Annotated in this window: 22 protein-coding genes, 6 pseudogenes and 1 other annotated feature; of the genes and pseudogenes, 14 read left to right on the top strand and 14 right to left on the bottom strand. The window is 61.2% G+C overall.

The features are described 5' to 3' along the window. Positions 1–37: 37 nt before the first annotated feature. From H2O14_RS19260 to H2O14_RS19245, 4 genes and pseudogenes are all read left to right on the top strand, one after another. Positions 38–1,269, top strand: a protein-coding gene (locus tag H2O14_RS19260; protein WP_182828921.1) for an IS3 family transposase whose coding sequence is annotated in 2 segments (ribosomal slippage) — positions 38–329 and positions 329–1,269 — 1,233 coding nt in all. Because the reading frame shifts where the segments join, the coding sequence is not laid out codon by codon here. Then, positions 322–438, top strand: a sequence feature (AL1L pseudoknot). It overlaps the preceding gene by 117 nt. Before the next feature lie 801 nt (positions 1,270–2,070). Continuing rightward, a complete protein-coding gene (locus tag H2O14_RS19255; RefSeq protein WP_182828920.1) occupies positions 2,071–3,393 on the top strand; it encodes a type II toxin-antitoxin system HipA family toxin in 1,323 nt (440 codons plus the stop codon). 17 nt (positions 3,394–3,410) lie between these two features. Continuing rightward, the gene (locus tag H2O14_RS19250) at positions 3,411–3,689 is read left to right on the top strand and encodes a helix-turn-helix domain-containing protein (RefSeq protein WP_182828919.1); all 279 of its coding nucleotides are present in this window, start codon (positions 3,411–3,413) and stop codon (positions 3,687–3,689) included. 340 nt (positions 3,690–4,029) lie between these two features. Then, positions 4,030–4,563: pseudogene (locus H2O14_RS19245) on the top strand (transposase); the annotation flags it as partial. Positions 4,564–4,719: 156 nt separating this feature from the next. On the opposite strand, the gene H2O14_RS27770 reads toward H2O14_RS19245, so the two are convergent. The 7 genes and pseudogenes from H2O14_RS27770 to H2O14_RS29530 all read right to left on the bottom strand — a co-directional run bounded on the left by H2O14_RS27770 (position 4,720) and on the right by H2O14_RS29530 (position 9,313). Continuing rightward, entirely contained in the window at positions 4,720–4,977 is a 258-nt protein-coding gene (locus H2O14_RS27770) for a hypothetical protein (RefSeq protein WP_246697450.1), read from the bottom strand. 62 nt (positions 4,978–5,039) lie between these two features. Continuing rightward, on the bottom strand, positions 5,040–5,123 hold the full coding sequence (locus H2O14_RS27765) for a hypothetical protein (RefSeq protein WP_246697666.1): 84 nt from the start codon (positions 5,121–5,123) through the stop codon (positions 5,040–5,042). Positions 5,124–5,374: 251 nt separating this feature from the next. After that, a pseudogene (locus H2O14_RS27760) lies at positions 5,375–6,379 on the bottom strand (calcium-binding protein); the annotation flags it as partial. A 110-nt stretch (positions 6,380–6,489) separates the two neighbouring features. Further along, positions 6,490–7,221 carry a calcium-binding protein gene (locus H2O14_RS27755; protein ID WP_246697665.1) on the bottom strand — a complete coding sequence of 244 codons (732 nt, stop codon included), beginning with the start codon at positions 7,219–7,221 and terminating at the stop codon, positions 6,490–6,492. Positions 7,222–7,241: 20 nt separating this feature from the next. Further along, a complete protein-coding gene (locus H2O14_RS27745) occupies positions 7,242–7,787 on the bottom strand; it encodes a calcium-binding protein (protein ID WP_246697449.1) in 546 nt (181 codons plus the stop codon). A gap of 284 nt (positions 7,788–8,071) precedes the next feature. Then, entirely contained in the window at positions 8,072–8,758 is a 687-nt protein-coding gene (locus H2O14_RS19235; protein WP_182828918.1) for a response regulator transcription factor, read from the bottom strand. A 48-nt stretch (positions 8,759–8,806) separates the two neighbouring features. Next, positions 8,807–9,313: a sensor histidine kinase gene (locus H2O14_RS29530; RefSeq protein ID WP_409526962.1), complete on the bottom strand. Its 507-nt coding sequence runs from the start codon at positions 9,311–9,313 to the stop codon at positions 8,807–8,809. A 176-nt stretch (positions 9,314–9,489) separates the two neighbouring features. Between H2O14_RS29530 and H2O14_RS29525 the strand changes: the two genes are divergently transcribed. The 3 genes from H2O14_RS29525 (at position 9,490) to H2O14_RS19215 (ending at position 12,324) form a co-directional block, all read left to right on the top strand. Continuing rightward, entirely contained in the window at positions 9,490–9,819 is a 330-nt protein-coding gene (locus H2O14_RS29525) for a hypothetical protein (protein WP_182828916.1), read from the top strand. 1,661 nt (positions 9,820–11,480) lie between these two features. Then, positions 11,481–11,828 carry a helix-turn-helix transcriptional regulator gene (locus H2O14_RS19220; protein WP_182829442.1) on the top strand — a complete coding sequence of 116 codons (348 nt, stop codon included), beginning with the start codon at positions 11,481–11,483 and terminating at the stop codon, positions 11,826–11,828. Next, on the top strand, positions 11,821–12,324 hold the full coding sequence (locus tag H2O14_RS19215) for an SRPBCC family protein (RefSeq protein WP_182828915.1): 504 nt from the start codon (positions 11,821–11,823) through the stop codon (positions 12,322–12,324). Before H2O14_RS19220 ends, H2O14_RS19215 begins: the two co-directional genes overlap by 8 nt. Before the next feature lie 136 nt (positions 12,325–12,460). Here H2O14_RS19215 and H2O14_RS19210 read toward each other — a convergent pair. The 3 genes and pseudogenes from H2O14_RS19210 to H2O14_RS19200 all read right to left on the bottom strand — a co-directional run. Beyond that, a pseudogene (locus H2O14_RS19210) lies at positions 12,461–12,901 on the bottom strand (SRPBCC family protein); the annotation flags it as partial. 16 nt (positions 12,902–12,917) lie between these two features. Then, positions 12,918–13,262 (bottom strand): helix-turn-helix transcriptional regulator, encoded by a 345-nt coding sequence (locus H2O14_RS19205; RefSeq protein ID WP_182828913.1) that lies wholly within the window; start codon positions 13,260–13,262, stop codon positions 12,918–12,920. Between the two features lie 298 nt (positions 13,263–13,560). Then, positions 13,561–14,349 (bottom strand): DUF4394 domain-containing protein, encoded by a 789-nt coding sequence (locus tag H2O14_RS19200; protein ID WP_182828912.1) that lies wholly within the window; start codon positions 14,347–14,349, stop codon positions 13,561–13,563. A 202-nt stretch (positions 14,350–14,551) separates the two neighbouring features. Here H2O14_RS19200 and H2O14_RS19195 point away from each other — a divergent pair, with 202 nt between their 5' ends. Both H2O14_RS19195 and H2O14_RS19190 read left to right on the top strand, forming a co-directional pair. After that, the gene (locus H2O14_RS19195; RefSeq protein WP_182829441.1) at positions 14,552–15,097 is read left to right on the top strand and encodes a sigma-70 family RNA polymerase sigma factor; all 546 of its coding nucleotides are present in this window, start codon (positions 14,552–14,554) and stop codon (positions 15,095–15,097) included. Beyond that, positions 15,094–15,797 (top strand): annotated as a pseudogene (locus H2O14_RS19190) (anti-sigma factor domain-containing protein). Before H2O14_RS19195 ends, H2O14_RS19190 begins: the two are co-directional and overlap by 4 nt. A gap of 67 nt (positions 15,798–15,864) precedes the next feature. Here the strand turns inward: H2O14_RS19190 and H2O14_RS19185 are convergent. The 3 genes and pseudogenes from H2O14_RS19185 to ggt form a co-directional block, all read right to left on the bottom strand. Continuing rightward, positions 15,865–16,398, bottom strand: coding sequence for an alpha/beta hydrolase (locus H2O14_RS19185; protein ID WP_409526961.1), 534 nt, complete (start codon positions 16,396–16,398; stop codon positions 15,865–15,867). Beyond that, a pseudogene (locus H2O14_RS29520) lies at positions 16,394–16,582 on the bottom strand (alpha/beta fold hydrolase); the annotation flags it as partial. The pseudogene H2O14_RS29520 and the gene H2O14_RS19185, both read right to left, overlap by 5 nt. Before the next feature lie 471 nt (positions 16,583–17,053). Continuing rightward, the gene (gene ggt / locus H2O14_RS19180; RefSeq protein ID WP_182828911.1) at positions 17,054–18,799 is read right to left on the bottom strand and encodes a gamma-glutamyltransferase; all 1,746 of its coding nucleotides are present in this window, start codon (positions 18,797–18,799) and stop codon (positions 17,054–17,056) included. 93 nt (positions 18,800–18,892) lie between these two features. Between ggt and H2O14_RS19175 the strand changes: the two genes are divergently transcribed. From H2O14_RS19175 to H2O14_RS19155, 5 genes and pseudogenes are all read left to right on the top strand, one after another. Then, positions 18,893–19,264, top strand: coding sequence for a DUF427 domain-containing protein (locus H2O14_RS19175; RefSeq protein ID WP_182828910.1), 372 nt, complete (start codon positions 18,893–18,895; stop codon positions 19,262–19,264). Positions 19,265–19,385: 121 nt separating this feature from the next. Next, positions 19,386–19,841: a carboxymuconolactone decarboxylase family protein gene (locus tag H2O14_RS19170; RefSeq protein ID WP_182828909.1), complete on the top strand. Its 456-nt coding sequence runs from the start codon at positions 19,386–19,388 to the stop codon at positions 19,839–19,841. A 203-nt stretch (positions 19,842–20,044) separates the two neighbouring features. Beyond that, a pseudogene (locus H2O14_RS19165) lies at positions 20,045–20,792 on the top strand (SDR family oxidoreductase). Between the two features lie 50 nt (positions 20,793–20,842). Then, the gene (locus H2O14_RS19160) at positions 20,843–21,268 is read left to right on the top strand and encodes a cupin domain-containing protein (RefSeq protein ID WP_182828908.1); all 426 of its coding nucleotides are present in this window, start codon (positions 20,843–20,845) and stop codon (positions 21,266–21,268) included. 83 nt (positions 21,269–21,351) lie between these two features. Beyond that, a complete protein-coding gene (locus tag H2O14_RS19155) occupies positions 21,352–22,248 on the top strand; it encodes a sigma-70 family RNA polymerase sigma factor (RefSeq protein WP_182828907.1) in 897 nt (298 codons plus the stop codon). Between the two features lie 186 nt (positions 22,249–22,434). Here the strand turns inward: H2O14_RS19155 and H2O14_RS19150 are convergent, their stop codons facing one another. Next, a complete protein-coding gene (locus H2O14_RS19150) occupies positions 22,435–24,420 on the bottom strand; it encodes an FAD-dependent oxidoreductase (RefSeq protein ID WP_182828906.1) in 1,986 nt (661 codons plus the stop codon). Between the last annotated feature and the right edge of the window lie 72 nt (positions 24,421–24,492).

Genomic DNA, 24,492 nt, shown 5'->3' with positions numbered 1-24,492 from the left:
GTTTGCCGGAGACCCCAACTCGTGAGAAGTAGGGTCTATGACAAGCAAGACGACAAACAAATTCTCCCCTGAAGTCCGTGCCCGCGCCGTTCGAATGGTGGCGGAGCATGAAGCCGAACATCCCTCCCGTTGGGCGGTGGTCTGCTCGATAGCCGCCAAGATCGGCTGCTCTGCGCACACGCTGAATGAGTGGGTGAAGAAGTCCGAGGTGGACAGCGGTCAGCGAGCGGGTCTGCCGAGCGATGTCTCAGAGAAGATGAAGGCTTTGGAACGGGAGAACCGCGAGCTTCGTCAGGCGAACGAGATTTTGCGCAAAGCGTCTGCGTATTTTGCCCAGGCGGAGCTCGACCGCCCACTGAAGCGATGATTTCCTTCATCGACGAACACCGCGCAGTGCTCGGGGTCGAGCCGATCTGCAGGCTGCTGCCGATTGCCCCGTCTACCTACTATGAGGCCATTGCCAAGCGCACGGATGTGGACCGCCTGTCGGTCCGCACCCGGCGCGACATGGCCCTGAAGATCGAGATACGCCGGGTGTTCAATGAGAACTTTCAGGTCTATGGCGTGCGGAAAGTCTGGCGACAGTTGCAACGAGAAGGCTTCGATGTCGCTCGCTGCACCGTGGCAAGGCTCATGAAAATGATGGGTCTTCAAGGCATAATTCGCGGCAAACCCGTCAAAACCACCGTGTCGGACAGGTCTGCCCCATGTCCGCTCGACCGCGTCAATCGCCACTTCAAGGCTCCAGCGCCGAACATGCTGTGGTTGTCCGATTTCACCTATGTCGCGACCTGGCAAGGCTTCGTTTACGTGGCCTTCGTCATTGACGCCTTCGCTCGCCGCATCGTCGGTTGGCGGGCAAGTCGAACCGCTCATGCGGGCTTTGTGCTCGATGCCCTCGAGCAGGCGCTTCACGACAGACGGCCCGTCAAACTTGGCGGGCTGGTTCATCATTCCGACCGCGGCTCGCAATATGTGTCCATTCGCTATTCCGAACGACTGGCAGAGGCGGGCATCGAGCCGTCTGTCGGAAGTGTTGGCGACAGTTACGACAATGCTCTCGCCGAAACGATAAATGGTCTTTACAAGGCCGAGGTCATCCATCGGCGAGGACCATGGCGCAACTTCGAAGCCGTGGAGTTCGCTACGCTCGAATGGGTCGATTGGTTCAACCACCGACGCCTTCTGGAACCCATCGGGAATATCCCGCCAGCCGAGGCCGAAGAACGATACCATGCCATGCTGGACGCGCCAGCCGTGGCGGCATAACTTAAACCAAACGGTCTCCGGCGAACCCGGGGCGGTTCACTGTTACCATTTTGGCGGTTGGTTAAGGGCCCTGCCAAAGGGAGCTTTTCACAAGCCTGGCACGCTTTGCCAAACCACCTCCCCGCCGGCGTCGCGATGCCAACGATGAAGGATGCCGCTATCGTTTTGGTCACAAATGGGTTGGTTTAAGAACGCAGATTTCGTGGCCAACCGAGCGCCGACTTAAATTGCGCCAAAAATCTCTTTAAGCCATTGAATATCATTCATTTAATGCTAACTCGGACGCTCCGTCCGACTTAAAATTGGATTTCCGCCTACATTTCACCGTCGAACGGCGCCTTGGCGGAAATCTCTGAAGATCGTCCAATCCAATAAAATCAAAGGTTTGAAGACGCGTTGAAGCCATTTCGGTGATTTTTGAAGGCTTCTCGAAGTAAACTGAGGCAATGCTGCCGATCATCCCCCTCGCCGCCACTTTGGCGGCGCTCGGTGTCAAAAGTGGATTGCGCCACCTTCTGCTCGAAATCGCCTTAAGCTTTGAAATGTCGAGCGTTTCCGCCTCTTCCCGGATAATCCCGCCTAATCTCGGAATTCCAGAGAGTGGTGTCAAACTACATCAGCCTGTCGCGCATTGTGTTCGCCGGCGACGGTGCGTGGTGTGGACGGAAGATGGTCAGCCGCAGTCGAAGCTTTCATGACCGTTTCGGTAGCAGTCCATGCTGACGGCAATTATTCAACCCACTTTGATGGGTTGAATAATTTCAGAAAATGCATTATTTGAACCATTGAAAGGGTCAATTAATGCGCCTGACGCTTCAAACCCATTTTGACGGTGAGTGGCATCACGCCGCGACACTGGGACTCGAGGACGACGCGTCCGGCTTCCGGGGCGCGTCGTTCGTCGATTACGATCTCGACTATTTCGTCACCGTGGCATCGGCGGAGTTTTCTGCTGGAAAAACGGTCCGGGACCATCGCGCCTTATCCGTCCGCTATCCCGTCGATCTCGAAAATCGATATAGCCGCAGCTGGCCGCCCTTCCTCTTGGATCTGATGCCCCAGGGGCATGCGAGGCGAAAGCTTGCCGAGCATCTCAGCCTTGCTGAAAGCTCGCGGGCTTCCGATCTGCCGCTGCTTCTCCGATCGGCGACGGGCGGCATAGGCAATATTCGGATCAAAGAAGCGGCGGACGCCGAAGCGGAGCGGCTGCGCGGTGTCGAGCGCCAGGGAGTGACAGAGGCGGAAATCCTTGAGCGGTCGGATCGCTTCATGGAAGTCGCCGATCGTTTTGGAATGCTTGCCTCCGGCTCAAGCGGCCTGCAAGGGGAATGGCCGAAAGTCTCGATGACGCAGGCGAATGACGGGCTCTATTACCCCGACAGCTTCGTGAGCGATGATGAGGCCGTGCGCCATGTCATCGTCAAGCTGGTCCGCAGCAACGAGCCTGTGGACCGCCTGATCCTCGAAGGCGAAGCCCTCTATTCTTGGATCGCTCAAGAGATCGGCTTGAATGTCAGCGAACCATCAAGCTATGCCGAAGGCGTCCTGATCATTCCCCGCTTCGACCGGAAGAAGAGAGAAGGCGGCGGAACCATTCGGTTGGGGCAAGAAAGCTTGGTGTCCGCGATCGGCGTTGCCGATTTTGGCCATGTCGGCACGCATGAGGCCTATATCGATGTTCTGCGCCAATATTCGGCCGATCCCTTCGCGGACATTGTCGAATACCTGAAGCGCGACATCGCCAACCTTGCGCTCGGCAATCCCGACAATCACGGCCGGAATTCTGCACTCAGCAAGCATCAGGACGGCGCAATCCGCCTTTCGCCGCTCTTTGATTTCGCACCCATGCGGCTTGCGAAGGAGGGAATCGTTCGCTCCACCCGCTGGGCCATGATGCGTGACAGCGGTCGCGATCATCTTCCCGATTGGAAGCGCATTTGCGGCGAACTTATGCCTGATCCAGTCGAGCAGAAAGCGCTTGCAGCTGTGCTTGTCATGTTTGCCGAAAAACTGCGCCGGGCTCCGGCCATGGCGAAGGATATGGGAGCGACTTCGGAGATTCTGGACCCTGCGATGGGACGCTGTCTCGCGATAGCGGACAGCGTTCTGGGGACGTGTCAATGATGGTGAAGGACCGCTAGATGGCTAGATGGAAGAAGCCGACGAAAGAGGAGATCCTTGAAAACCGCAGGACGCTGGCGGAGCGTGCTAGAACCGGTGATCTAAGACTGCCTGAAGCCGTTGCGGATATCCGTAAAGGGTTCGGCATGACACAGGACGAGTTTGCCAGGACGCTGTCACTCACGAGGCGCCAAGTTGCGGAGATTGAAGCTGGTCCGGGAAATCCAACATTGGAGACGTTGGAGAAGATTGGGCGACTGTTCGGTTTTGGCGTGGGTTTTGTGCCCAAAGGCGGTTGAACCGATCATCCTTGCGAGCACGTCAGGCGGTCGGTCCCGGCAAACCCGCAAAAGGGAACCTGAGCATGCCCACCGTAAACCAGGTCTTGGCATCATGCAGTTCGCCGCCCAATCCTCCTGCATCTGCAAGTCGAAGCTTCCGATACGCTGATCGGGTCCCACCGAGTGATGTAGTTGGGTTTCACCGCCATCGGTGATGTCCGGGAGGGTCGGGTTGCCGAGAGCCAACCTGAAAGACACCACCGATGACCGACGAGATGATGAACCTGCGCTTGCTTGTTGATCAAGAGCGCTGACGGCGGTTGTTTAAGGGGCCTATATCCAGGGTGTATCGACCCGGTGGCTGACGATTCGGTCAAAGCAATGGCGCTTCCTCGAGCTCGCCGCTGCAGGTCGCGCACCGATCGCCAGCGAAGCGCTCAGGCCCATCGCCGAACTCTACAGGATCGAGGACAATATCCGCAGACCCCATGAGGAACGCCGCGATGTGCGGCAGGCCGAGAGCCGCCCGATCGCTGACAACCTCGCGCCATGGCTCACCGAGCAACTCGCTCTTATCAGCCAAAAGACCAAACTCGCCGAAGCCATTCGCTACACGCTGTCGCGCTGGGACGGGCTGACGCGTTTCATCAATGAAGTCCGCGTCGAGATCGCCTCCAACACCGTCGAACGTTCGATCAGACCGATCGTCCTCAATCGGAAAAATGCGTTGTTCGCCGGCTCCGACGCAGGAGCCGAGCATTGGGCGACAATCGCATCATTGATTGAAACGGCTAAGCTCAACGGCGTCGCGCCGACGGCCTATCTGACGGACGTGATCCCCAAGATCGTCAATGACCATCCCAACAGCCGGATCGATGACCTGTTGCCATGAGCCTATGCCGAGACGCCGGAAGCCAAGGCTTTGGCCTGACAACACCGCGTAGGGCTCAACCGCCGGCAAGAAACTTGTTTGAGCCAGTTGCATATGCGGTCACGGCAAAGCCTGATCCCTGCCGTGACCTTGATCCAAAGCTGCGAAGCGGCGCACTTACAAAATGCTGAAGTCGGCAGCCGAGAGTTTGGTGATGTTTTGCAAGGTCGCAATCAGCACGGGATCGGCAAAGTCTCCCTTGCCGTCTGCATCAAACCACAATCGACCATTGTCATTTTCAAACAGGAATACTGGTTTGTCATTCGTCGCAACCGGCGCCGCGCCGCTGACGAGGTTGATCTTCTTGTCAGCCAATGCAAACGAATAGCCGTCGATGACCATTTTGTCCGCGCCGCGGACGAAGTCCGTGATCACGTCCCCCTCGCCGCTGCGGCTATCATAGTTGAAGACGAACTTGTCGCCCCCAGCGCCGCCGGTCAGCCAATCTCGCCGCCGCCGCCGATAAGCGTGTCGCTGCCTCCTCGACCCTGCAGCACGTCGTCACCGCCGCCCCCGTCCAACGCGTTGGCCTTGGCGTTCCCCGGATATCGTCGTCGACGAAGGAGCCGACGATCGTCTCTACATTCTTGATTTCGACGCCCTTGGCGGAGCCCGAATTCTTTCTCTGATTTTCGAGATCGACGACCACGGAAAGCAGGCTTGCCGCAAATGTCATCGTATCGTTGCCAGCGCCGCCGTCGAAAAGGTCCTTGGCGGGATTGCTATCGGTGCGCTGGAGGAGATCATTGCCGTCACCGCCATAGATTTTGTCGGAGCCGCTGCCGTCGGCAAGCCTGTCATTGCCCTTGCCGCCATTCAGCCGATCGTTGCCAAACCCTCCATCGATAAAGTCGTCAAGCCCGCCGCCGGTCACGACATCCTTGCCCTGGCTGCCGAGATAGGCAAACGCCTCGAAGTTCTTATAGGTGGTGACCGCATCCAGCTTGACCGTCTTTGCGAAGGTGTAGGTGAAGTCTTTCGTCTGGTTGCTGAGCAGCACAGTCAGATAGTCGCTTCCGGCGCCCCCGTCCACCGTGTCGCCGAGGCTCGCGAAAATTGTGTCATTGCCCGTGTCACCGTTAATCAAGTCTCTGTCATTGTTGAAGAAATAGCTGTCGCCATAGATCGTGTCGTCACCGTCTCCGCCCGAAATCGTGTCTGAACCCTCATCACCCACCAAGAAGTCGCTGCCGGCGGCGCCTTTCAGGCTATCCTTTCCGGCGCCACCGGAAAAACGGTCGTCCAGCTTGCCGCCAGTAAAGCTGTCAGCCCCGGCGCCGCCCGTCATATCCACTCGCTCGAACCCCTTCAGGCGAACAGAGGCGTTGCCGACGGAGGAATCTGCCGAAAGCGTGAAGGTCAGGTTCTTGGTCGCGCCGGCAAACCTGACAACAGCCATGTCGCTGCCTGCTGCGCCGTCGGCGAGCACCTTGTCCGTAGAGCTGACATAAACCGTAAAGCTGTCGTCACCCGCGCCGAGATCCACGGCGTTGTCCATCGCGGCGGTCGAGAAAGTCTGAAGATGGACGCTATCGTTCCCTTCGCCGGCATTGATGCTGTTCTTGCCGCCGTCGTCGACAATCCTGTCATTGCCATCGCCGCCGTCGATTGTGTCGTCTCCGACACCGCCATTGAGGTCATCGTCGCCCCCGCCGCCCTCCAGCGTGTCTTCGCCATCGCCGCCGGCAAGACGATCATGGCCGTTCGAGCCGAGCAGGGTGTCGTTGCCGCCATTGCCGTAAAAGAAAACCGCCTGCGCGCTTCCGGTCGACTGCACGACGTCATTGCCGTTGCCGAAAGCCACGGAGAAGATTTCAAAATTCTTGAAGACGCTGCCGTCTGAAAGCGTTCCCGTCGTTCCGGAAATATTGAAGGTTTGCGCCGTCGTCACAGTCTGCCGCAAGATATCCAGTCGATCGAGACCCGCACCGCCATCGCCTCGGTCCTCGCCGCCTTCGCCGAATGTGAGCGCATCATTGCCTGCGCCCCCTCGGCCACGTCCATGCCGTTTCCGGCGTTGAGCACGTCGTCACCGCCGCCGCCTTCGAGCACGTCATTGCCGTCATAGCTGTAGACGACATCGTTGCCGTCGCCGGTCTTGATCTGGTTGGCGCCGGAGGCAACATAGATCGTGTAATGGTCTATTCCCTTGAACGTCGCGCCGTCGGACAATGTCTTCGAGACGCTGGTGGGAGCCGCCGTAAAGTTACCGGTGAAGTTCGTCAGAACGAGCCGGTCGCTTCCACCGCTGTCGACGATGACGTCTTTGCCCTGGCCGATCGCATGATTGTATGTGTCATTGCCGGCTCCGCCCTGCAGCGTATCGTTTCCATCGCCGCCGTCGAGTTCGTCATCGCCGGCTCCTCCGGAGAGTTTGTCGCGACCGGCTCCCCCATACAGCCGGTCATTGCCGGTATCGCCATCGAGGGTGTCGTCTCCGGCATCTCCCGACAATGTATCGCTGTCCACGCCGCCAAAAAGCTTGTCATTGCCGTCGCCACCGGAGAGCTGGTCGACGCCCGCGTCACCGTAGAGCAGGTCCTTGCCTTCTCCGCCGATCAGCACATCGGCGCCGTATCCGCTGCGCAGTGTGTCGTCACCGGCGTCGCCGCTCAGCATGTCATTCCCACGACCGCCGGTCAGCCTGTCTGCTCAAGCCCGCCGAAAAGCTCGTCATTGTAGTTTCCGCCGGTAATGACGTCGTTTTTAGACGTTCCGATCAACCGGAAAGACTCGACATTTCGCACTTTGATGCCGCCGGCAAGCGTCGCCAAGGAGATCCAGTCGCCGATCTTTATGTTGAGGGCCGATGTGAAGGTCGAATAGTCGATAGAAAGCCGGTCGACGCCGGAGCCGCCATCGACCACATCCCCGGCTCCGTCCGCCGCAGATCCAATATAGATGATGTCCATGCCGCTGCCTGCGCGCACCACATCCTTGCCGCGGCCGCCCGTCAGGATATCGTTGCCGCTATCGCCATCGATCGTGTCGTCGCCATCGCCGCTGCCGATCGTATCGTTCTGGAACGATCCAGCAATCTTGTCTTTGCCCGAACCGCCGTCGATATAGTCCAATCCATGACGTCCATCGATCGTATCGTTTCCATCAAGGCCGCCGATCTGGTCATAGAGTTCGTCGGTTCCCGTCAGTTTATCGCCCTTGATCGTGCCGGTAATGATCGCCATGCTGCTCTCCGATTAATGTGATGCGCGCAACGGCAGCCTGCCGCCGAACGAAAAAGAAATCTGGTCTCATTCGGGAGGCGCCAGGCGATCGGATGACGACAATCGCCACGCGAACGGCCCGCCGATCGAACTGGAAATTCTTCGTGAACCACCAATCCTCCCCGTCTCATTGTCCGGCCGATCGAAAAGACGCCGGAATCGCGGGAACAGTCGCAAAGCGTCGCCAGGCGAACAATCACTCGAACGGGTGAGGAAAACCAGAAAAATTGAAGATGGGCGGCAGCCTAGAGCAGACCTCGTCTGTCCGCTTCCAAGGCGGCTTCGGCTCGGCTGGATATGCTGAGCTTGCGATAGATGGCCTTGATGTGGGTCGTACAGGTGTTGCGGGTGATTGAAAGCGCGACGGCGATATCCTGTGCCGTGAGGCCTTTTCCCAGAAGGGTCAGCACTTCCTGCTCGCGCTGCGTAAGCGCCTCGGCGTTCCCGACAGCCTCCTGAAGCGAGGGCTGCGGAAAACGGCGGAAATGCGCCATCATGCGATGCGCCATCTGAGGCGAAAGCGGTGGTTCGCCTTCGTCGATACGCTTCAGCTGGTTGATCAGGCCGCTCATCGTCGCGCTTTTGAGGATATAACCTCTCGCGCCGGCCGCAAGTGCGTCAAACAGCGTTCGGTCATTGTCGAAGATCGTGATGACGATGGGAAAGGTGTCCGGCATCTGATCTGCGATCAATCGGATCACGTCGACGCCGCTGCCATCGGGAAGACCTATATCAATGAGGGCAAGATCGAAACCGCGTCCCTGCGCCTGACGCGTGAACAGAAGGTGGCGCGCCTCCGCGACGGTCGCCACGCCCGTGCAGTCCATGCCAGCGAAAGCCGCAGGCAGCGCCGCGCATATTCCTGCACGAACTTCCTGATTGTCTTCGACCACAAGGACGGAGCGCTCTGACGGATCGTCTTTCCTGATCATGCCGTTTCCTTTGCGACCTTGAAGGACAGCCGCAGAATGTAGCAGGCGTCACGCCGCTCGATCGACAGATCCCCCGATCTGGTCGGCGCGGGCGCGCATGTTGGAAGACCCCATTCGGCGCAACGTCGCCGGACCGGCGTCCGAGCCTCCGTCATGGCGCGGTTCGCATGGATTGGTGATTTCGTGATCCAGGCGGCCCTCTCGAAGCCGGGAGCTGATCCGGATGGTCCCCCGCGCGCCATGAGCCAGCGCATTGCTAATCGCTTCACGATGGATTGCGTATAGGTTGCGGTGCAGATGATAGGGCAGGATGATGTCGCTTTCATCCGCAGCCGCATCGAGCGGCCAGGACAAATCGCAACCATGCGCCTCGATGCGAGTACGGCTTTCATGGCGCATCTGGGCAATGAGACCGGCGAGGGTAATGTCGCGGCCGGCCAGGCCGCTGGCGATCTGTCGAACGTCTGACAGCGCATCGACGATGCATTCGTGTCGGCGCTCCGGTGTCGCCGCATGAAGGCCGGAGAGGAGCGATGCGCCGACCTCATCGTGCAAGTCGCGCGCGATGCGCTGCCGTTCCTCCAAGGCCCCACGCTCATAGGCGGCGCGATTGGCGATGGTCGTCTCGACAAGGCTCGCGAGCTCGCCGGCCAGCGCGACATCCCCCGGTTGAAAAGCCGTCGACCACGGCCTGCAAAGGAGAGTCGCATCGCAGGAATATCGGCAAGCGCTTGCAAAACAAGCTGTTCACCTTCCTTGCGCAGACCGAAAGCCTCAGGCTTTTCATCCGACGCGCTCGCTTCGATATGGATGGGCTGGAAAGTATCATCCAGCATCGCCATCCACGCAGAGGCGCGCGCGGTGGCTGTCGGCTGCAAGCCGACGGCGACCGTCTGGCGGTAAAGGGTGGCTATATCCGGCGTATCGCTGCGGAAAAGCCTCTGAAGGAGAAGATCGCGTATCGGCAGATAGGCGATACCCGTAACGGCTGCGGCGATCGCCAGCGATACCGATGGCGAAAGGCGGAGAATCATCACCAGGGCGGCATCGCAAGCGAATAGCAAAGTGAGCGTGAGACCGTAGAGCAGAATCCGGTAGGCCCAGCGGCCGAGATCGAAAAGACGGAATCTGGCAATGCCGAGCGCCGTGCCGACATAGATGGCCGCCAGCGGAATAAAGCCTGTACTCTGCGTCATGATGACGTCCAGGCCGAGCGCAGCCGGCAAAGCGACGAACATTGCAAACGCGCCAGCGCCGAAAACGACCGACAATCCGAGCCACAACAGCACCGCACGGCCGGCAGGATCGCCGCGCGTGGCGCGATACTGGGCGGCGACCAGGGCGATGATGACCACGAGCATGACGAGGATCACCACCTGCGTGGTCACGAGATCATGCGGAGCCCATTGCAGGCGGTAAAATATGAAGGCGGAGAGGGTCAATAGCGGCGCCGGCCAAAGCCGCTTGGGGGCGATGACGGATGCCGGATATATGGAGAACAGATAGATGGTCGCGATGCCAAAGAGATAAGTAGACGCTTGATTGACCAGGGAAAGCCCGATGAATGTCGGCGCTTCCATCGCCAAATGGCGCGTGCTGTAGAGGGCTGCTGAAAACGCCGCGCCGGCCACTCCTATGCCCGCCGTGGCAAAGGCGAGAATCGGCGGATAGTTTGGGCGGAGGGCGAGGAAGAAGGCCGCAATGCCACACGTCAAGAACCCAGCCGCCATCTGGGTCCAGAACGCCGCCGGCAAGGTTTGAAAGCTGCGTCCCTCAACAACCGGCGTGATAACAACACGAGGGCTATCATCGCCGTTGGAGCCGTCGACCACCACGGCGCCGATTTCCGGCAGGTCCAGAAGCCTGCGGATGCGCGCCTGCCGGTCGAAGAATTCATTCAGCGCCGCATAGCTCGGCAACATGTCCGGCTCTTCGACAAAATCTATCGCCGCGACTCTGAGCCCCCCTCTCCGCCAGGTTCATCAACCGGCTGAGCCGGGTTGGTGAATGCCAAGAGGACATGATCCTGTCCGTCTATCCGTGCAAGGACCCGGTTGTCTATTGCATCTACGCGTATCTCGATCGCAGTGAAGGGCTGCCGTAGCGCCTCGTAAAAACGGCGACGCAGACGCTGCAAATCAGCAGTAACATCCCCAGGAAACGGGCAAGCGGCGTGTTGAAATACAAGATCGGGCCTAGCTCTTTGATGCTGGAAATCGACGTCTTGAACGGGGCTTAACTGAGGCGGAGTGTCAGTTCTAATAGGATACTCAGTCAAGCCCTGTATTTATAGAGATCACAATAGATCGCGTGTTTGTGAATAAAGTTTCGCTGACGAAGCGGAAATCTTGCACGACCAGACATAGCGTCGCGCCTCGCTCCAACAATCAGCATTACAACTTGTTTTTATTGATATTTTTGTTGAAGCCAGCCTCCATCCGGGCTCAACACCTCTGTCTCCGCCTCAATAAAGTAAACGCTTCAGGATACGGCGAAAGCGCCAGCAGCCGGAAGTGAACGAAGAACCAGTCGTGAAGACGGAGAGCTGTTCGCCAAAAAGTCCCTGTGTCGCCGCAGGTCCGGAAATTGGCGGCAAAATTGATGACGCCGCAGGAAGAGTATTGCCGGCATGCGCAGGGATGAACCGCCTCCAATAGCCGCCCTCCGCCAGCAATGCTCACCGCGCTTGCATCTTCTGCTCACAGGCCCTATACTGAACCATATGGTTCAGCATTCGAAAGATCGGCTCGATCGCACATTCGCGGCGCTGTCGGACGCCACCCGGCGTGGGATAATCGATCAGCTTGGGCGGGGCGACGCGTCGATCACCCGTCTCGCCGACGAGTTCCGGATGACGCCGACCGGCATGAAGAAGCATGTGCAGGTCCTCGAGCGCGCGGGACTCGTCGTCACGGAGAAGGTCGGGCGCGTCAGAACCTGCAAGCTTGGAAAACACGGGCTCAATGCGGAGGCCGATTGGATCGCGGCGCGTCGCAAGCTCTTCGAGGCCCGCTTCGAAGCGTTGGACGATCTTCTCAGTGAAATGGAACGGGAGGGAAGCGATGAATGACAGCACACTCAGTGGCGTCGATCCGCAAAACGAGACGACGATCGAACGCAGAGGGGATCGCGAACTGGTCGTGACCCGGACGTTCAATGCGCCGCCGAGCGCCGTTTACAAGGCGTGGAGCCGGCCTGAACTCTTCCGGCGCTGGTGGGCGCCCAAATCCATCCCCGGCATTTCGCTGGCCTCATGCGAGATGGATGTCCGCACCGGCGGCAAATATCGGCTGGAGTTCGGCGCCGAAGGTTCGGAAACCATGGCCTTCTACGGCAAATATCTCGATGTCGCGCCCAACGAGCGCATCGTCTGGACCAACGACGAAGGCGAAGACGGCGCAGTCACGACCGTGACGTTCGAGGACCGGGACGGAAAGACGCTCCTGACGTATCACGAAGTCTATCCGTCCAAGGAAGCGCTCGAGGACGCGCTCGAAGGTTCGGCTGCCGCATTGCCGGAGCAGATGGACCAACTCGACGACTTGCTGGCCGGCGAAGACCGATAGCATGGTTTTCGACGGACGGGGACGCGCAGGCCGCCGGCGAGAGATCAGGCCCGCCTCCGCCGCAGCGGGCGGATCCCCCATCGAATTGGGCGGACCTGCTCCGACCCTCTCATGTGAGACATCCGAACCATAGGCTTCAGCGCGACGCCGCGAACCGTTCCAGTTTGGCCAGCGTTTGCTGCCCGAGTTCTTCCGCTCCAAAACCCTTGGCGGTCTGATATTCCGCGGCGGTGCTGAAGACCATCGTCAGCGTCACCCTGGTTGCGCCATCTTGTTCCTCCATCGTCACGACGGCGTCGGCGTGCTTTGGCCCGTTCTCGCCCCAAAGAAGCGCGTAGACTATCCGCTCTTCGGGCTGCACCTCGTGGTAAAGATGGTGGTTTGGGAAAACCGTTCCATCCGGCGCGATCATGTCGAAGACCCATTCACCGCCACTGCGCAGGTCGATCCTGCTCGTTCGGCAGGAAAATCCTTCCGGTCCCCACCATAGAGGCAGCGTGTCCGGGTTCACCCACACGCTCCAGACGACGGATCGCGGCGCCTCGATGATCCGCTGCAGCACCATGGTGCGATCCGATGCGCTTTCCATATTCTCAGTCATTCTCACGCTCTTTCATTGTCTGCATCACAATCAAGTCCAGCCGATCCAGCCGCGCTTCCCAAAGCGCTTGTTGCCGATCGAGCCATGTTCGGGCGGGGCCAAGAGCCTCGGGCACGATGGCGCAGGTGCGAACCCGTCCATCCTTCGCCGTGGTGATCAGCCCTGCCTCCTCCAGCACCGACAAGTGCCGCATCACGGTCGGCAGCCGCAGCCCGGTCGGTCCGGCGAGATCGGTCACGCTGACCGGTCCCTCGGCGAGCGTCGTCACGATCGATCGACGCGTCGGGTCTGCGAGCGCGTGGAACAACAGCGAAAGAGCGGGATCATGCTTAGCCATGTTGCTAAGTTATCAGGATCAGCAACGAACGCAAGAAAAACTTTGCCGATTGGCTAAGTTTTGAGCGAACTGTGGGCCGCGCCGGATGTCGGCGCCAGATCGCGTGACATATCCCCGTCAAGCGGACCTTCCATCGGCCTCCCCATCACCAATATGCGGCAATTTCGGAGGAACGGTCGCGTTGGGGGATGCGGCAGGGCAGCTTGAATGGCCGACAAGCGCGCGCGAACCGAAAAGTCACACTGTGGATCGGACGCAGGCAGGTCCCGGCGACCCGCCTGCGTCCTCTTCCTTCTCGTCACATGGCGGGAAGAACAGCCATGTCGCGGACGTCGCTGTCCGCGCCGGTGATGGCGCCGACTTCGGTGGCGGCGCCCGTTTCAAGATCGACGGTGTAGAGCATCTTGTTCGCAGCGAGATAGGCGGTGTTCTCGCCGCCTTCCCTGCCCTGGATGTCGAAGGCGTAGGCGGCTGGTTTGTCCGCAAGTCCGAGCTTGCCGATTGCCTTCAGGGAGCCGTCATTTGGTTTGGTCTGCTGGATGAGAGCGCCGATGGTCGCGTCGATGTTGTACATCGCGGTCTTTTCCGGCTTGCCGATGGAGTTGATATAGGCGGCCGCCACGATGTTCGGCGTCTCGCCCTTGTGCATGTCGCCATCTTCGAAGGCGAGCGCGCCGTCTACCGTCACTGCGCCGGTATCCGGATGGACGCGGTGGTTGGCGACGCCGGTCATGAAGCGAAGACGATCCGCCATCGGGTTGAAATCCACCACGACCGGAGCCTCCGTCAGCGTCAGCATTTTGTCCATCTTTGCGAGATCGGTGGCAGCGCCGCTTTCCAGATCGATGGTTACGATGCGGTGGTCCGGGGTGACGCCGATCACCGTGTTGTTGCCGGGCCGGTAATCGATGCCGACGAGCTTGTCGACGCCGGCGACTTCCATGGTCTTGGTCACCACAGGCTTTTCGGTATCGAACATGACGAGTGTCTTGTCGCCGGTCAGCCCGAGAACGGGCGCCGCAAAGGCCGTCGACACCGTGGCGGCAAAGGCGGCGGAGGCGATCAGGGCGAAACGGATGGTCTTCATGTCATTCTCCCGTGCGTTCAACATTTGAGAAGGCGTCAGGCGCTCGGCTCGTGACCCTTCATCATCGAGACACCGCAGAGCCCGCGAATGGATGCAGGCTGTAAAAATAATTTCCGGGATGCATCCATCGGATGGCTGGACGGGTATAGTTTCCGAGAATTGACGATGTTCAACTGTGGCGTCAGGGAAGGTAAGCATAGCGATGGGCTCAGGGCCGGATGATCTGGATCAGGCGCTCGCCGCCTGCGCGAAGGGCGACCGTCTGGCGCTGCGACGTATTTTCGATCAGGAGGCCGGGCGGCTGGTCGCCGTGGCGCAGCGTATCGTGAGGCGCCGCGAACTTGCCGAAGAGGTCGTGCAGGAAGCCTTCATCCGGATATGGACCCACGCATATCAATACAGCGCCGATCATGGCTCCGCGCGCGGATGGATTTACGCGATTGTCCGAAACAGGGCGCTCAATTTGCTGCGGGACGGCAAGCGGGAACATGTGGTCGAAGACGTCGAAACGCTTCAGGAAGCCGAGCATGCGGAGGCGATCATGGCTGCGTGGCGGCGCCTGGACCAACGATCCCGTCTCCACGAATGCCTCGGATCGCTTGATGAGACGAAGCGGAACGGCATTCTGATGGCCTATGTTGGAGGGTATTCCCACGGGGAGATCGCCGGCAGACTGCGCATTCCGCTTGGGACTGCGAAATCCTGGATCAGGCGCGGGCTTACGACGCTTCGGGAGTGCATGGCATGACCTATGACCGGAAGGACCTGGCAGACCTCGCCGATGAATATGTGCTGGGCCTCGCCGAAAGCGCCACCGCTCGGCAAATCGAAAACGCCATGGAACGCGATCCGGAACTGAAGGCGGCGATCGCCCTGAGCCGTGAGCGTTTCCTGCCGCTGGACGCGACCGTTACGCCGGCCAGCGTCAACGACAGTCTATGGACTCGCATCGAATCTGCGCTGCCCGCGCAGCAAGGGACGAGCGGCCCGCCTGTTTCCGCCGTCGCGAATGACAATTCCAGCAAGGGCTGGAAGATCGCAGCGCTTTCATCGACCGCGGCTGCGTTGTTGCTGGCAATAGGTCTCGGCTACAGCATCAGTCGCACGGCCGATCCGATCGTCGTCGCCGTTTTGCTCAATGAGGCCGGGGAGGTCCAGGCGGTGATCGAGGACTTTGGCGATGAGCGGGCGACCGTCCGCCTTCTGGCGGACTTCGCAGTGCCGAACGATAAGACCATGGAGGTTTGGACGCTTCCCTCGCGAGACATGGGACCCGTGTCGCTGGGATTGCTTGAGGGCGTTCGTTCGGCTCGCCTCGATGGGCCGGCATTGCCCACCCCGCGTGACAACCAGCTCTACGAGATCACGCTCGAACAGTCGGGGGATCGCCGACCGGGCGTCCGACCGGCCGCATCCTGGCCAAGGGCTTGGCCAAATTGCCGCGTTGACGGATCAAGAATGGCGTCAGACCGCGATACGGGGCGGGCGCATCCAGCGGCGCGCCCGCCCCTGTGATCAGGCGAGAAACTCGATCAGGTCCCGGTTCAGGCGATCGGGCGCGGTTGCAAACAGGCCGTGAGGTTCCCCGTCATACTCGACGAGCCTCGCCCCGGCGATCCCCTTTGCGGCGGCCCGGCCCGTCGGATCGATCGGCACGGTCTTGTCGCCGGTGCCATGGATGACGAGCGTCGGAATTGTAAACGCCGCGAAATCCGGCCGGAAATCGGTCTTGCCGAACGCGTCGACGCAATCGATCGTCGCCTTCGGGCTCGCCATCACGCCGAGGACGAAGGACCAGTCCAGCACGCCTTGGCTGACCGGGCTGGTCACCAAGCCGACGCCGTAGAACGTCTTGGCAAAGCTCTGCAGAAAGGCGAAACGGTCCTTGCGAATATCCGCCTTCATGCCCTCGAAGACGCTGCCGTCGACGCCGTCGGGATTGGTCTCGTCCTTGAGAAGGTAGCCGGCGACCGACGCCACAAGCACGGCTTTCGATATTTTCGACGCGCCATGGCGAGAGAGATAGCGGGCTATCTCGCCGCCACCCATGGAAAAAGCCGACAAGGCTGACGCCTTGCAGGTCGAGGCCATCGATGACGGCGGCGAGGTCGTCGGCAAAAATGTCGTAGGTATAGCCGCTCGCCGGATGTCCGGACTGGCCAAAGCCGCGGCGATCATAGGTGACGACGCGGAAACCGGCTTCCAAGAGCGCGACAGTCTGGTACTCGAACATATCGCCGGTCAGCGGCCAGCCGTGGATGAGGATGACCGGGCGACCTTCGCCCGTGTCCTTGACGTGCAGTTTCGTGCCATCTTTTGCTTCGATGAATGCCATCCGGAGGCTCCCTTGATGTTGAATGACGCCATCATTAAAGCCCGTCACGAAGATAGAGTTCCGTTGCAGCCCCAGTTAACGCGCGCTGAATTCGGCAGGGTCGTGGCCCCTCTTCGGAGGGACGGTGACGGGAAGAAACCGTCGGCGCAGCCTGTCGGCAGCCGTTGTCCAGCAGGCTGATGGACGCCGCCACAGCGCGGACGGGGACATTGGTCGAGCCGGCTTCGGGCGTCGACAGAGGCGTTCGGCATGACGCTCTGAACCGTCAGTCTCCTCAAGCGCCCGCTTCGCGCCGACCTGCGCGAAGCGACGCAGTTTTCCCGATAGAACGGGCCGGGTTTCGGATTGGACCGCCGCTCGTTCGCCCGCTCAATAGCCGATCGCCCTGCCGGTCAGCGACCGCGCATCCATGGCGCCGTTCAGTCTGGCTCCGCCTCCAGACTCGATCGAGCGGAGACTGTCCCCTCCCAACAGGATACCGGCCGCCTGCCCCCATATTGTCCACTTGGGATCGATGCCGACGTCGTAGCCCATATCCGCGAGAATTTTCTGCGTGTCACGCGACAGGGCGAATGGCTCCATGACCACCTTGTCCGGCAGCCACTGGTGATGGATTCGCGGCGCATCGATCGCCTCGCTGATCGTCATGCCGTGATCGATGACGTTGAGGATGGTTTCGAGCGTGATCGTGATGATCCTCGCCCCTCCGGGGCTGCCGATGACCATGAACAGCTTGCCGTCCTTGGTCACGATGGTCGGGCTCATCGACGACAGCGGCGTTTTCCCCGGCGCGATGGCGTTCGCCTCGCCCTGGATGAGACCATAGAGATTGGCGACGCCGGGTTTGGAGGTGAAATCGTCCATTTCGTTGTTGAGCAGGATGCCGGTCCCGTCTGCGACGACGCCCGCGCCGAAGGATCCGTTCAGCGTATAGGTCACCGAAACGGCGTTGCCTTGTTCATCGACGATCGAATAATGGGTGGTTTCTTGGCTCTCGGCCATGGCGAGCGGCTTGACGGCCTCGGACTTGCCGGCTCGAAACGGCGCGATCTTTGCGCGGATCTTCGCCGCATAAGCCTTGTCAAGCAGAGTCGACACCGGGTTCTCGACGAAATCCGGGTCACCGAGCGCGGCGTTGCGATCGGCATAGGCGTAGCGCATCGCCTCCACCATGACATGCACCGTCTCCGCCGAGCCGGGCCCGAGATAGGACAGCGGATAGCCCTCGAGTATATTGAGAATCTCGCACAGGATGACGCCGCCCGAACTCGGCGGCGGCGAGGAAATGATGTCGTATCCGCGATAGCGGCAGGTGATCGGCTGCATTTCGCGCACCTTGTAGGCTGCGAAATCGGCCGTCGCGAGAATGCCGCCCTTCGCGGCGCTCGCCTTGACGATCTTGTCGGCGATCGGCCCCTTGTAGAACGCGTCCGCGCCCTGGTTCGAGATGGCTTGCAGACTATCGGCAAGATCCGATTGCGCCAGCCGATCGCCCGCCACGTAATGCTTGCCGTCTTTCAGGAAGATGCGGCTCACTTCGGCGTCTTTCCCGAGCTTCTTCGCGCCCCCGGCGAAGACGGCGGCGTCGCCATCGTCGAGGACGAAGCCGTCTCGCGCAAGCGTGATGGCGGGAGCCATGACCTCGGCGCGCTCGAGCGTGCCGAAACGCTCGAGCGCTGTCTCGAGGCCGAGCACGGAACCGGGAACGCCGACGGCGAGATAACCCGCCGTTGATCTGTCCGGCGCCACATTGCCGGAGGAATCGAGATACATATCCTTGCTGGCCGCCTGCGGCGCCCGTTCGCGGAAGTCGAGGAAGCGCGTCTGGCCATCCTTCAGGCGAATCGTCATGAAACCACCGCCGCCGCCGATATTGCCGGCCGAGGGATAGACGACGGCGAGCGCATAGCCGACGGCAACGGCGGCATCGATCGCATTGCCGCCTCGTTTCAGAATGTCGACCCCGACCTCCGAGGCCAGCCTATGAGCACTGACGACCATCCCATGATCAGCCTGCACGGCTGCTGGCGAAGCGGCGTTGACCGATAACGCCTGACCGGTGGCGAGACCGAGGGACAGGATGATGGTAAGACAGGCGTTTGCCAGCACACGCATGGTGAAGTTTCCTTCTCGACCCGACATTGTCTCCACGATCCATGATCTGGCATGGTGGTCAGACGACAATGAGCCAGAGTGAGGAGAAAATCGATGACTGGCAAGCCATTTAAGATCCCGGACTCCAATCATCCGATTGTCGTGGCCCCTTTCGCGGGACGGGTCGTGATCCGTTGCGGCGATAAAGTGGTCGCCGACAGCCGCGAGGCGCTGACGCTCAAAGAAGCGAACTATCCCGCCGTCATGTATGTGCCGAGGGCGGATGCGGACATGACGTCGCTCACCCGCTCGACCCACGCCACCCATTGCCCCTACAAGGGTGACGCCTCCTATTTCGACCTGCCGAGCGGAGCGAGCGGGCGCAATGGCGTTTGGAGCTACGAGACGCCGCATGATGCGGTCGCCGCCATCGCCGGCCATCTCGCATTCTATCCGGACAAGGTCGAGATAGAGACCAGCCCCTGATTGCTTACCGGGATTTGAGCTCCTTCGAGCGCAAATACTGCGCCGCATGTCACATCGAGGCGGCGCGGCTCGTCATGGCTCCGAACGTCGATCTTCGGCGTTTCGAGCAAGAGGACGAGACATGAGCGAAAGCAAGCGATTGGTGTGGAACGAAGTGGCGCCTGAGGGCGCCAAAGCGCTCTATGGCGTTCACCATTACATCATGACGGGGGCCGATCTTCCCGAAGAACTGATCCACCTCATCTTCCTGCGGGTGTCGCAGATCAATGGCTGCGCGCATTGCATCGATCTGCATACGCGCGACCTCCTCAAGACCATGCCGATCGAAAAGGTGGTTCTGGTTCCGGTATGGGCCGAGGCGCCGCATCTCTTTCCCGACCGGTACCGCGCGGCCCTCGCATGGGCGGAGGAAGTGACGCTGGTCAGCGAGACGCACGCCTCCGACGAAGCCTATGCGGCCGTAAGCGCGGCATTCTCGCCGAAGGAGCTTGTGGACCTCACCATCACCATAGCAGCCATGAACGCCTTCAACCGCCTCGGCGCGCCCTTTCGCCTTCCGGTCAAGGCCAGGGCCTAGTCGGCGCTTTTGCAACAAGAGGGGCGGCGTCATCGCCGTCCCGCTTCCGCCGATCTCTCGGCGCCGGAGGCGAATTTGCATGCGAGCCGCAAATTGTTCCTGTGAATGTCACATCGCCCCAACTCGCCTCGTCTTGCTTTCGAACGGGCGCTTGGAAGCGGCATGGAGCCGCGCCGTCCGTTCCTGAACAAGGAGACGTTGTCATGAAAATCGTGGTGATTGGTGGAAGCGGCCTTATCGGTCGACAACTGACGTCCCGGCTCTCGCAGAAGGGACATGAGGCCATCGCGGCGTCCCCAAGCAGCGGGGTGAACGCCTTGACGGGCGAAGGCCTCGCAGACGCCCTGACCGGAGCCGACGTGGTGGTCGACGTGTCCAATTCGCCCTCGTTCGAGGACACGGCGGTGCTCGACTTCTTCGAGCGCTCCGGCCGCAACCTCCTCGCCGCCGAAGGCGAGGCTGGCGTGACGCATCACGTCGCGCTGTCCATCGTCGGCACGGACCGGCTGGAGAGCAATGGCTATTTTCGGGCCAAGGTTGCGCAGGAGCGGCTGATCAAAGGTTCCGGCATCCCCACCATCGTGCGAGCCACCCAGTTCTTCGAATTTGTCGCGACCATCGCCCAAGCGTCGGTCGCCGGCGACCGCCTCGTCGTGCCCGATGCCGAATTCCAGCCCATCGCCGCCGCCGATGTGGCCGCAGCGCTCGCCCGACATCGCGCTCGCTGAACCGCGGAACGCCACGATCGAGATCGCCGGTCCCGACCGCCTGCCGTTCCGCGACTTCGTCGCCCGCCGCATCGCCGCCGATGGCGACCATCGGGAGGTCCTGGCCGACAGCGCGGCCCGCTATTTCGGCGCGGCGCTCGAACGGGGATCGCTTGTTCCCGAGCATTTGGAGGCGGCGCGGCTGGGGTCGACCCGGTTCGAGCGCTGGCTCGCCGGCGCCTGAACCCGATGCATATCTTTCATCCACCAAGAAAGGGTCTTTCTATGTTGAGAATGTCGAAAAAATTCCTGCTGGCGCCCGTCCTTGCCGTCTTCGCCCTCTCCGCGAGCCCCGCCATGGCGGCCGATGTCGCGAAGGGAGAAGCGCGCGTCACCATGATCTTCGACCATCCGCTGCCTTCGGTTCCCGGCAAGAGCCTGCGCGGCGTGCTTGTCGAATATGGACCGGGCGGCTCCTCGCCGTCTCACACGCATGCGTCATCCGCCTTCATCACGGCGACTGTGATCGCGGGCGCCGTGCGCAGCCGGATCAATGATCGTCCGGCGAAGGTCTTCCATGTCGGCGAGAGCTTCGTCGAGATGCCGGGCGACCATCACGGCGTCAGCGCGAACGCGAGTGACGTAGAGCCGTCCAGGCTGCTTGCCGTATTCGTGGTGGATACGGACGACACCGAGCTGACGACGCCCGACCACCCCTAGAACCGCCGTGTTATATCGGGCCGATGAATTCGTCCGTAGCCAGGATCAGCGAAGCGTCCTAAATCACTGTCGAGGAAACGCATATGCGGCATGCAGACAACGCCACGGCTATCTTCGAGACGCATCGCGCGCGGCTCCTGCGCATTGCGTACCGAATGCTCGGGTCGCGCAGCGAAGCCGAAGACGTCGTGCAAAACGCATGGTTGCGTTGGGTCGCGTCGGACAGGAGCGGCGTCTCCGCGCCGTATCCATTTCTCGCCCGGGTCGTCACCCGGCTTTGCCTCGACGAGATGAAGTCGGCCCGCGCACGGCGGGAAACCTATGTCGGAGCCTGGCTTCCGGAACCGCTGGTCGAAACCCAGGAGGAGAGCCTGGAGGAGGATGACCTGACGCTGACGCTGATGATGGCGCTCGAGCGCTTGTCGCCTTTGGAGCGGGCGGCGTTCCTGCTTCACGACGTTTTCGGCGTGCCGCTCGGCGAGGTGGCGGACACTCTCCACCGGGAAGCGGCGGCTGTGCGCCAGCTCGCCGTCCGCGCGCGACGAAACATACAGGCTGCGCGTCCGCGCTTTCCGGTCGAACGCGTTGAAGGCGAGCGGATCGCGCGGGCGTTCTTCGCGGCCTCGACGAGCGGCGACACGGCGACGCTGCGGACGCTTCTCGCCGAGAACGCCGTTCTTCGCGCGGACGGCGGCGGCAAGGTTCTCGCCTTCATCAACCCTATCACGGGGCTGGAGCGCCTCCTGCGGCTCTACGACGCCGTGCGGGGCAAATGGGGAGAAGGCTGGGCGGAGATGCTGGAACCCGTCTGGATCGACGGGCTGCCCGGCTACATCAGCCGCGAGCGAGGCGGCATTCTCCAGACGACGGCGCTGGCGATAGAAGACGGCCGCATCACCGCGATCTACATCACCCGCAATCCAGACAAGCTTCGCCACGTCGCGAACGCTCTCGCGGCGAAGCCGGACCCCGCCGCCTGACGCGCCGATCAGGCCGCGTGCGGCGGGGCGCCTGCAACGTGCGCCGAATTCTTCATGCGAAACGGAGCGATACAAGATGTTCCGGCGGGCCGCGAAAAACGATCCGGCGTCGAGACAGCAACGAATGGATGTCAGTCATGGATCGCCGGCACATCGGCGGTCTGGAGTGTTTCGACTTTGTCGCAGCTAGAGCGCCAGCGCAGCGCGACGGCCGTCGTAGAAGGCGTAAGGCGCCTGGCGGGGCGCGGCGCAGTCGCCGACGCTCTGGGACACGATACCCAGCGCCGCCAACTCCTTTGCCAGCCCGTCCACAGCCACATTCGTCGTCGCGGTCACGAGGCAGTCTCCGTCGACGAAAGAGCGTCGCCCCGTGGTGTGGTCGATGATCGTAGCGCCGTTTCCATGCCATTCGACAACGCTGACTTCCAACTTCCACGTGACCCCGAGCTTGGCCAATGTCTTTCTCAACCGCGCGTCGGCGGCGGTGCGGACAAGCTCTTTTCCGATCATCGCGTCCGGAGACAGGATGACGACTTCATGTCCGTCTTCGGCCAGTTTCCATGCGGTCCCGCATCCGCGCCAGCCGCCGGCCTCATCCAAGACGAGGACGCGTCTGCCGAGCTTCGCCTGGCGCGCCATGACCGCCTCGATCGACCAGACGCCGCCGAGCTCGATCCCCGGCAAGATATCGACAGAGGGTATCGCCTTCTGAAAACCGGTCTCGGTCGGCATCGAACCGGTCGCCAGGATGACATGGTCGGCTCCGTGCGCCGCCACATCCTCCGCCTCCATATAGACGTTGAGCCGCACGTCGACGCCGAGCCTGTTGAGCTGCCGTTCGTACCAGTCGAGAAGGTCGATGATCTGGGCCCGTCGCGGCTGGCTTCCCGCGAGCCGGAAGTTTCCGCCGAGACGGCTCGCCGCTTCGACCAAGGTCACCACATGCCCTCGCTCCGCGGCCACCCGGGCGGCTTCCAACCCGGCCGGGCCGCCGCCGACGACGAGAACCGTCTTGGGATCGGCGGTCCGTTCGAAGCGGTCGCCGCCCCACTCGAATTCCCGTCCCACCGAAGGGTTGATCAGACAGCTGATCCAATAGTCGCGAGAGCGCCTGCCCCAGCACATCTGATTGCAGGAAATGCAACCGCGGACATCCTCGGGCCTTCCGTCGATGGCTTTTCGGGCGAGATGAGGGTCTGCGATCTGGCCCCGGACGATCGAAACGAGTTCGGCGGAGCCTTCACTCAGGACCGACTCGGCGTTCTCGGGCGTGCGGATATGGCTCTCGGCCATGACGACGGCGTTTCTCACGACCTTCCTGACCACTGCCGCCAAATCGGTTCCGAGCTTTTCGGGGAAAAGGAAGGTCGGTATGAGCGGGTCGAGATTGAGGTATCCGCCCGAGCCGCAGGTGACGTAATCCATGAGACGGAGATCGTCGTGGTGTTTCACGATCTCGGCGAGCTCGTCCCGCTGCAGCGTGACCGAGGTCTCGCTATCGTCGCTGATGGCCAGCCCGATGATGAAGTCGGGGCCGCAGACCTCCCTGATCCGCGTCATGATCTCCCGCGACATCCGTGTGCGGTTCTCGAGCGATCCACCCCAGGCGTCGTCACGGCGGTTGCTCCACGGGGTCCAGAATTGATCCACCATGCCGAGATAGGCCGCCCAAACCTCGACACCGTCAAAGCCCGCCTCCTTGCAACGCCTCGCAGCCTGGACGAATCCGTCGATGGTCTCCCAGATTTCGCTTTCGGTCATGGCGTGCGAGCCATCGCTGTCATGATAGCTGGGCAGTCCCGAAGGCGACCAGTGCGGGTGGAACGAGAGATCGGAATCCCCGTGGGCGCCGATATGATAGAGCTGCTGGATGGCGACCGCGCCGTTCGACTTGATGGCTTCGGTCACCTTGCGGAAATAGGGGATCACGCTGTCGTCGGAATGGCGGAAATTGCCTCGGGTCAATACCGCGGCGGCGTGGACCGGGACGGGCTCGACGACGATCATCGCTGCGCCGCCGATCGCTCGTTCGGCGTAATATGCGACATGCCGCTCCCCAGGGACGCCGTCGACCGCCATGTTCGACGTATGCGCTCCGAAGACGATGCGGTTTCGAAGCATGTGCGAGCCGACCTTCAAAGGCGAACCGAGGCGGGGAAAATTCGTCTTCACGCTGGCTCCTCATGTGTCGTTGTCCGGCGCGGGTCGGGTCGGGGAAAGAACCGATCCAGCGCCCGCCGTTGC

The organism is Rhizobium sp. G21 (assembly GCF_014158035.1).
Taxonomy (GTDB): domain Bacteria; phylum Pseudomonadota; class Alphaproteobacteria; order Rhizobiales; family Rhizobiaceae; genus Rhizobium_E.
Note: the sequence above shows the minus strand (reverse complement) of the source record. Positions and strands in the feature narration are given on the sequence as shown.

Coding starts and splice junctions, on each gene's coding strand:
- H2O14_RS19255 (WP_182828920.1), top strand. CDS start 2,071: ATGCGCCTGACGCTTCAAACCCATTTTGACGGTGAGTGGCATCACGCC.
- H2O14_RS19250 (WP_182828919.1), top strand. CDS start 3,411: ATGGCTAGATGGAAGAAGCCGACGAAAGAGGAGATCCTTGAAAACCGC.
- H2O14_RS27755 (WP_246697665.1), bottom strand. CDS start 7,221: ATGCTGAGCGGCGACGCCGGTGACGACACACTGCGCAGCGGATACGGC.
- H2O14_RS27745 (WP_246697449.1), bottom strand. CDS start 7,787: ATGGCGATCATTACCGGCACGATCAAGGGCGATAAACTGACGGGAACC.
- H2O14_RS19235 (WP_182828918.1), bottom strand. CDS start 8,758: ATGATCAGGAAAGACGATCCGTCAGAGCGCTCCGTCCTTGTGGTCGAA.
- H2O14_RS19220 (WP_182829442.1), top strand. CDS start 11,481: ATGGTTCAGCATTCGAAAGATCGGCTCGATCGCACATTCGCGGCGCTG.
- H2O14_RS19215 (WP_182828915.1), top strand. CDS start 11,821: ATGAATGACAGCACACTCAGTGGCGTCGATCCGCAAAACGAGACGACG.
- H2O14_RS19205 (WP_182828913.1), bottom strand. CDS start 13,262: ATGGCTAAGCATGATCCCGCTCTTTCGCTGTTGTTCCACGCGCTCGCA.
- H2O14_RS19200 (WP_182828912.1), bottom strand. CDS start 14,349: ATGAAGACCATCCGTTTCGCCCTGATCGCCTCCGCCGCCTTTGCCGCC.
- H2O14_RS19195 (WP_182829441.1), top strand. CDS start 14,552: ATGGGCTCAGGGCCGGATGATCTGGATCAGGCGCTCGCCGCCTGCGCG.
- H2O14_RS19185 (WP_409526961.1), bottom strand. CDS start 16,398: ATGGGTGGCGGCGAGATAGCCCGCTATCTCTCTCGCCATGGCGCGTCG.
- ggt (WP_182828911.1), bottom strand. CDS start 18,799: ATGCGTGTGCTGGCAAACGCCTGTCTTACCATCATCCTGTCCCTCGGT.
- H2O14_RS19175 (WP_182828910.1), top strand. CDS start 18,893: ATGACTGGCAAGCCATTTAAGATCCCGGACTCCAATCATCCGATTGTC.
- H2O14_RS19170 (WP_182828909.1), top strand. CDS start 19,386: ATGAGCGAAAGCAAGCGATTGGTGTGGAACGAAGTGGCGCCTGAGGGC.
- H2O14_RS19160 (WP_182828908.1), top strand. CDS start 20,843: ATGTCGAAAAAATTCCTGCTGGCGCCCGTCCTTGCCGTCTTCGCCCTC.
- H2O14_RS19155 (WP_182828907.1), top strand. CDS start 21,352: ATGCGGCATGCAGACAACGCCACGGCTATCTTCGAGACGCATCGCGCG.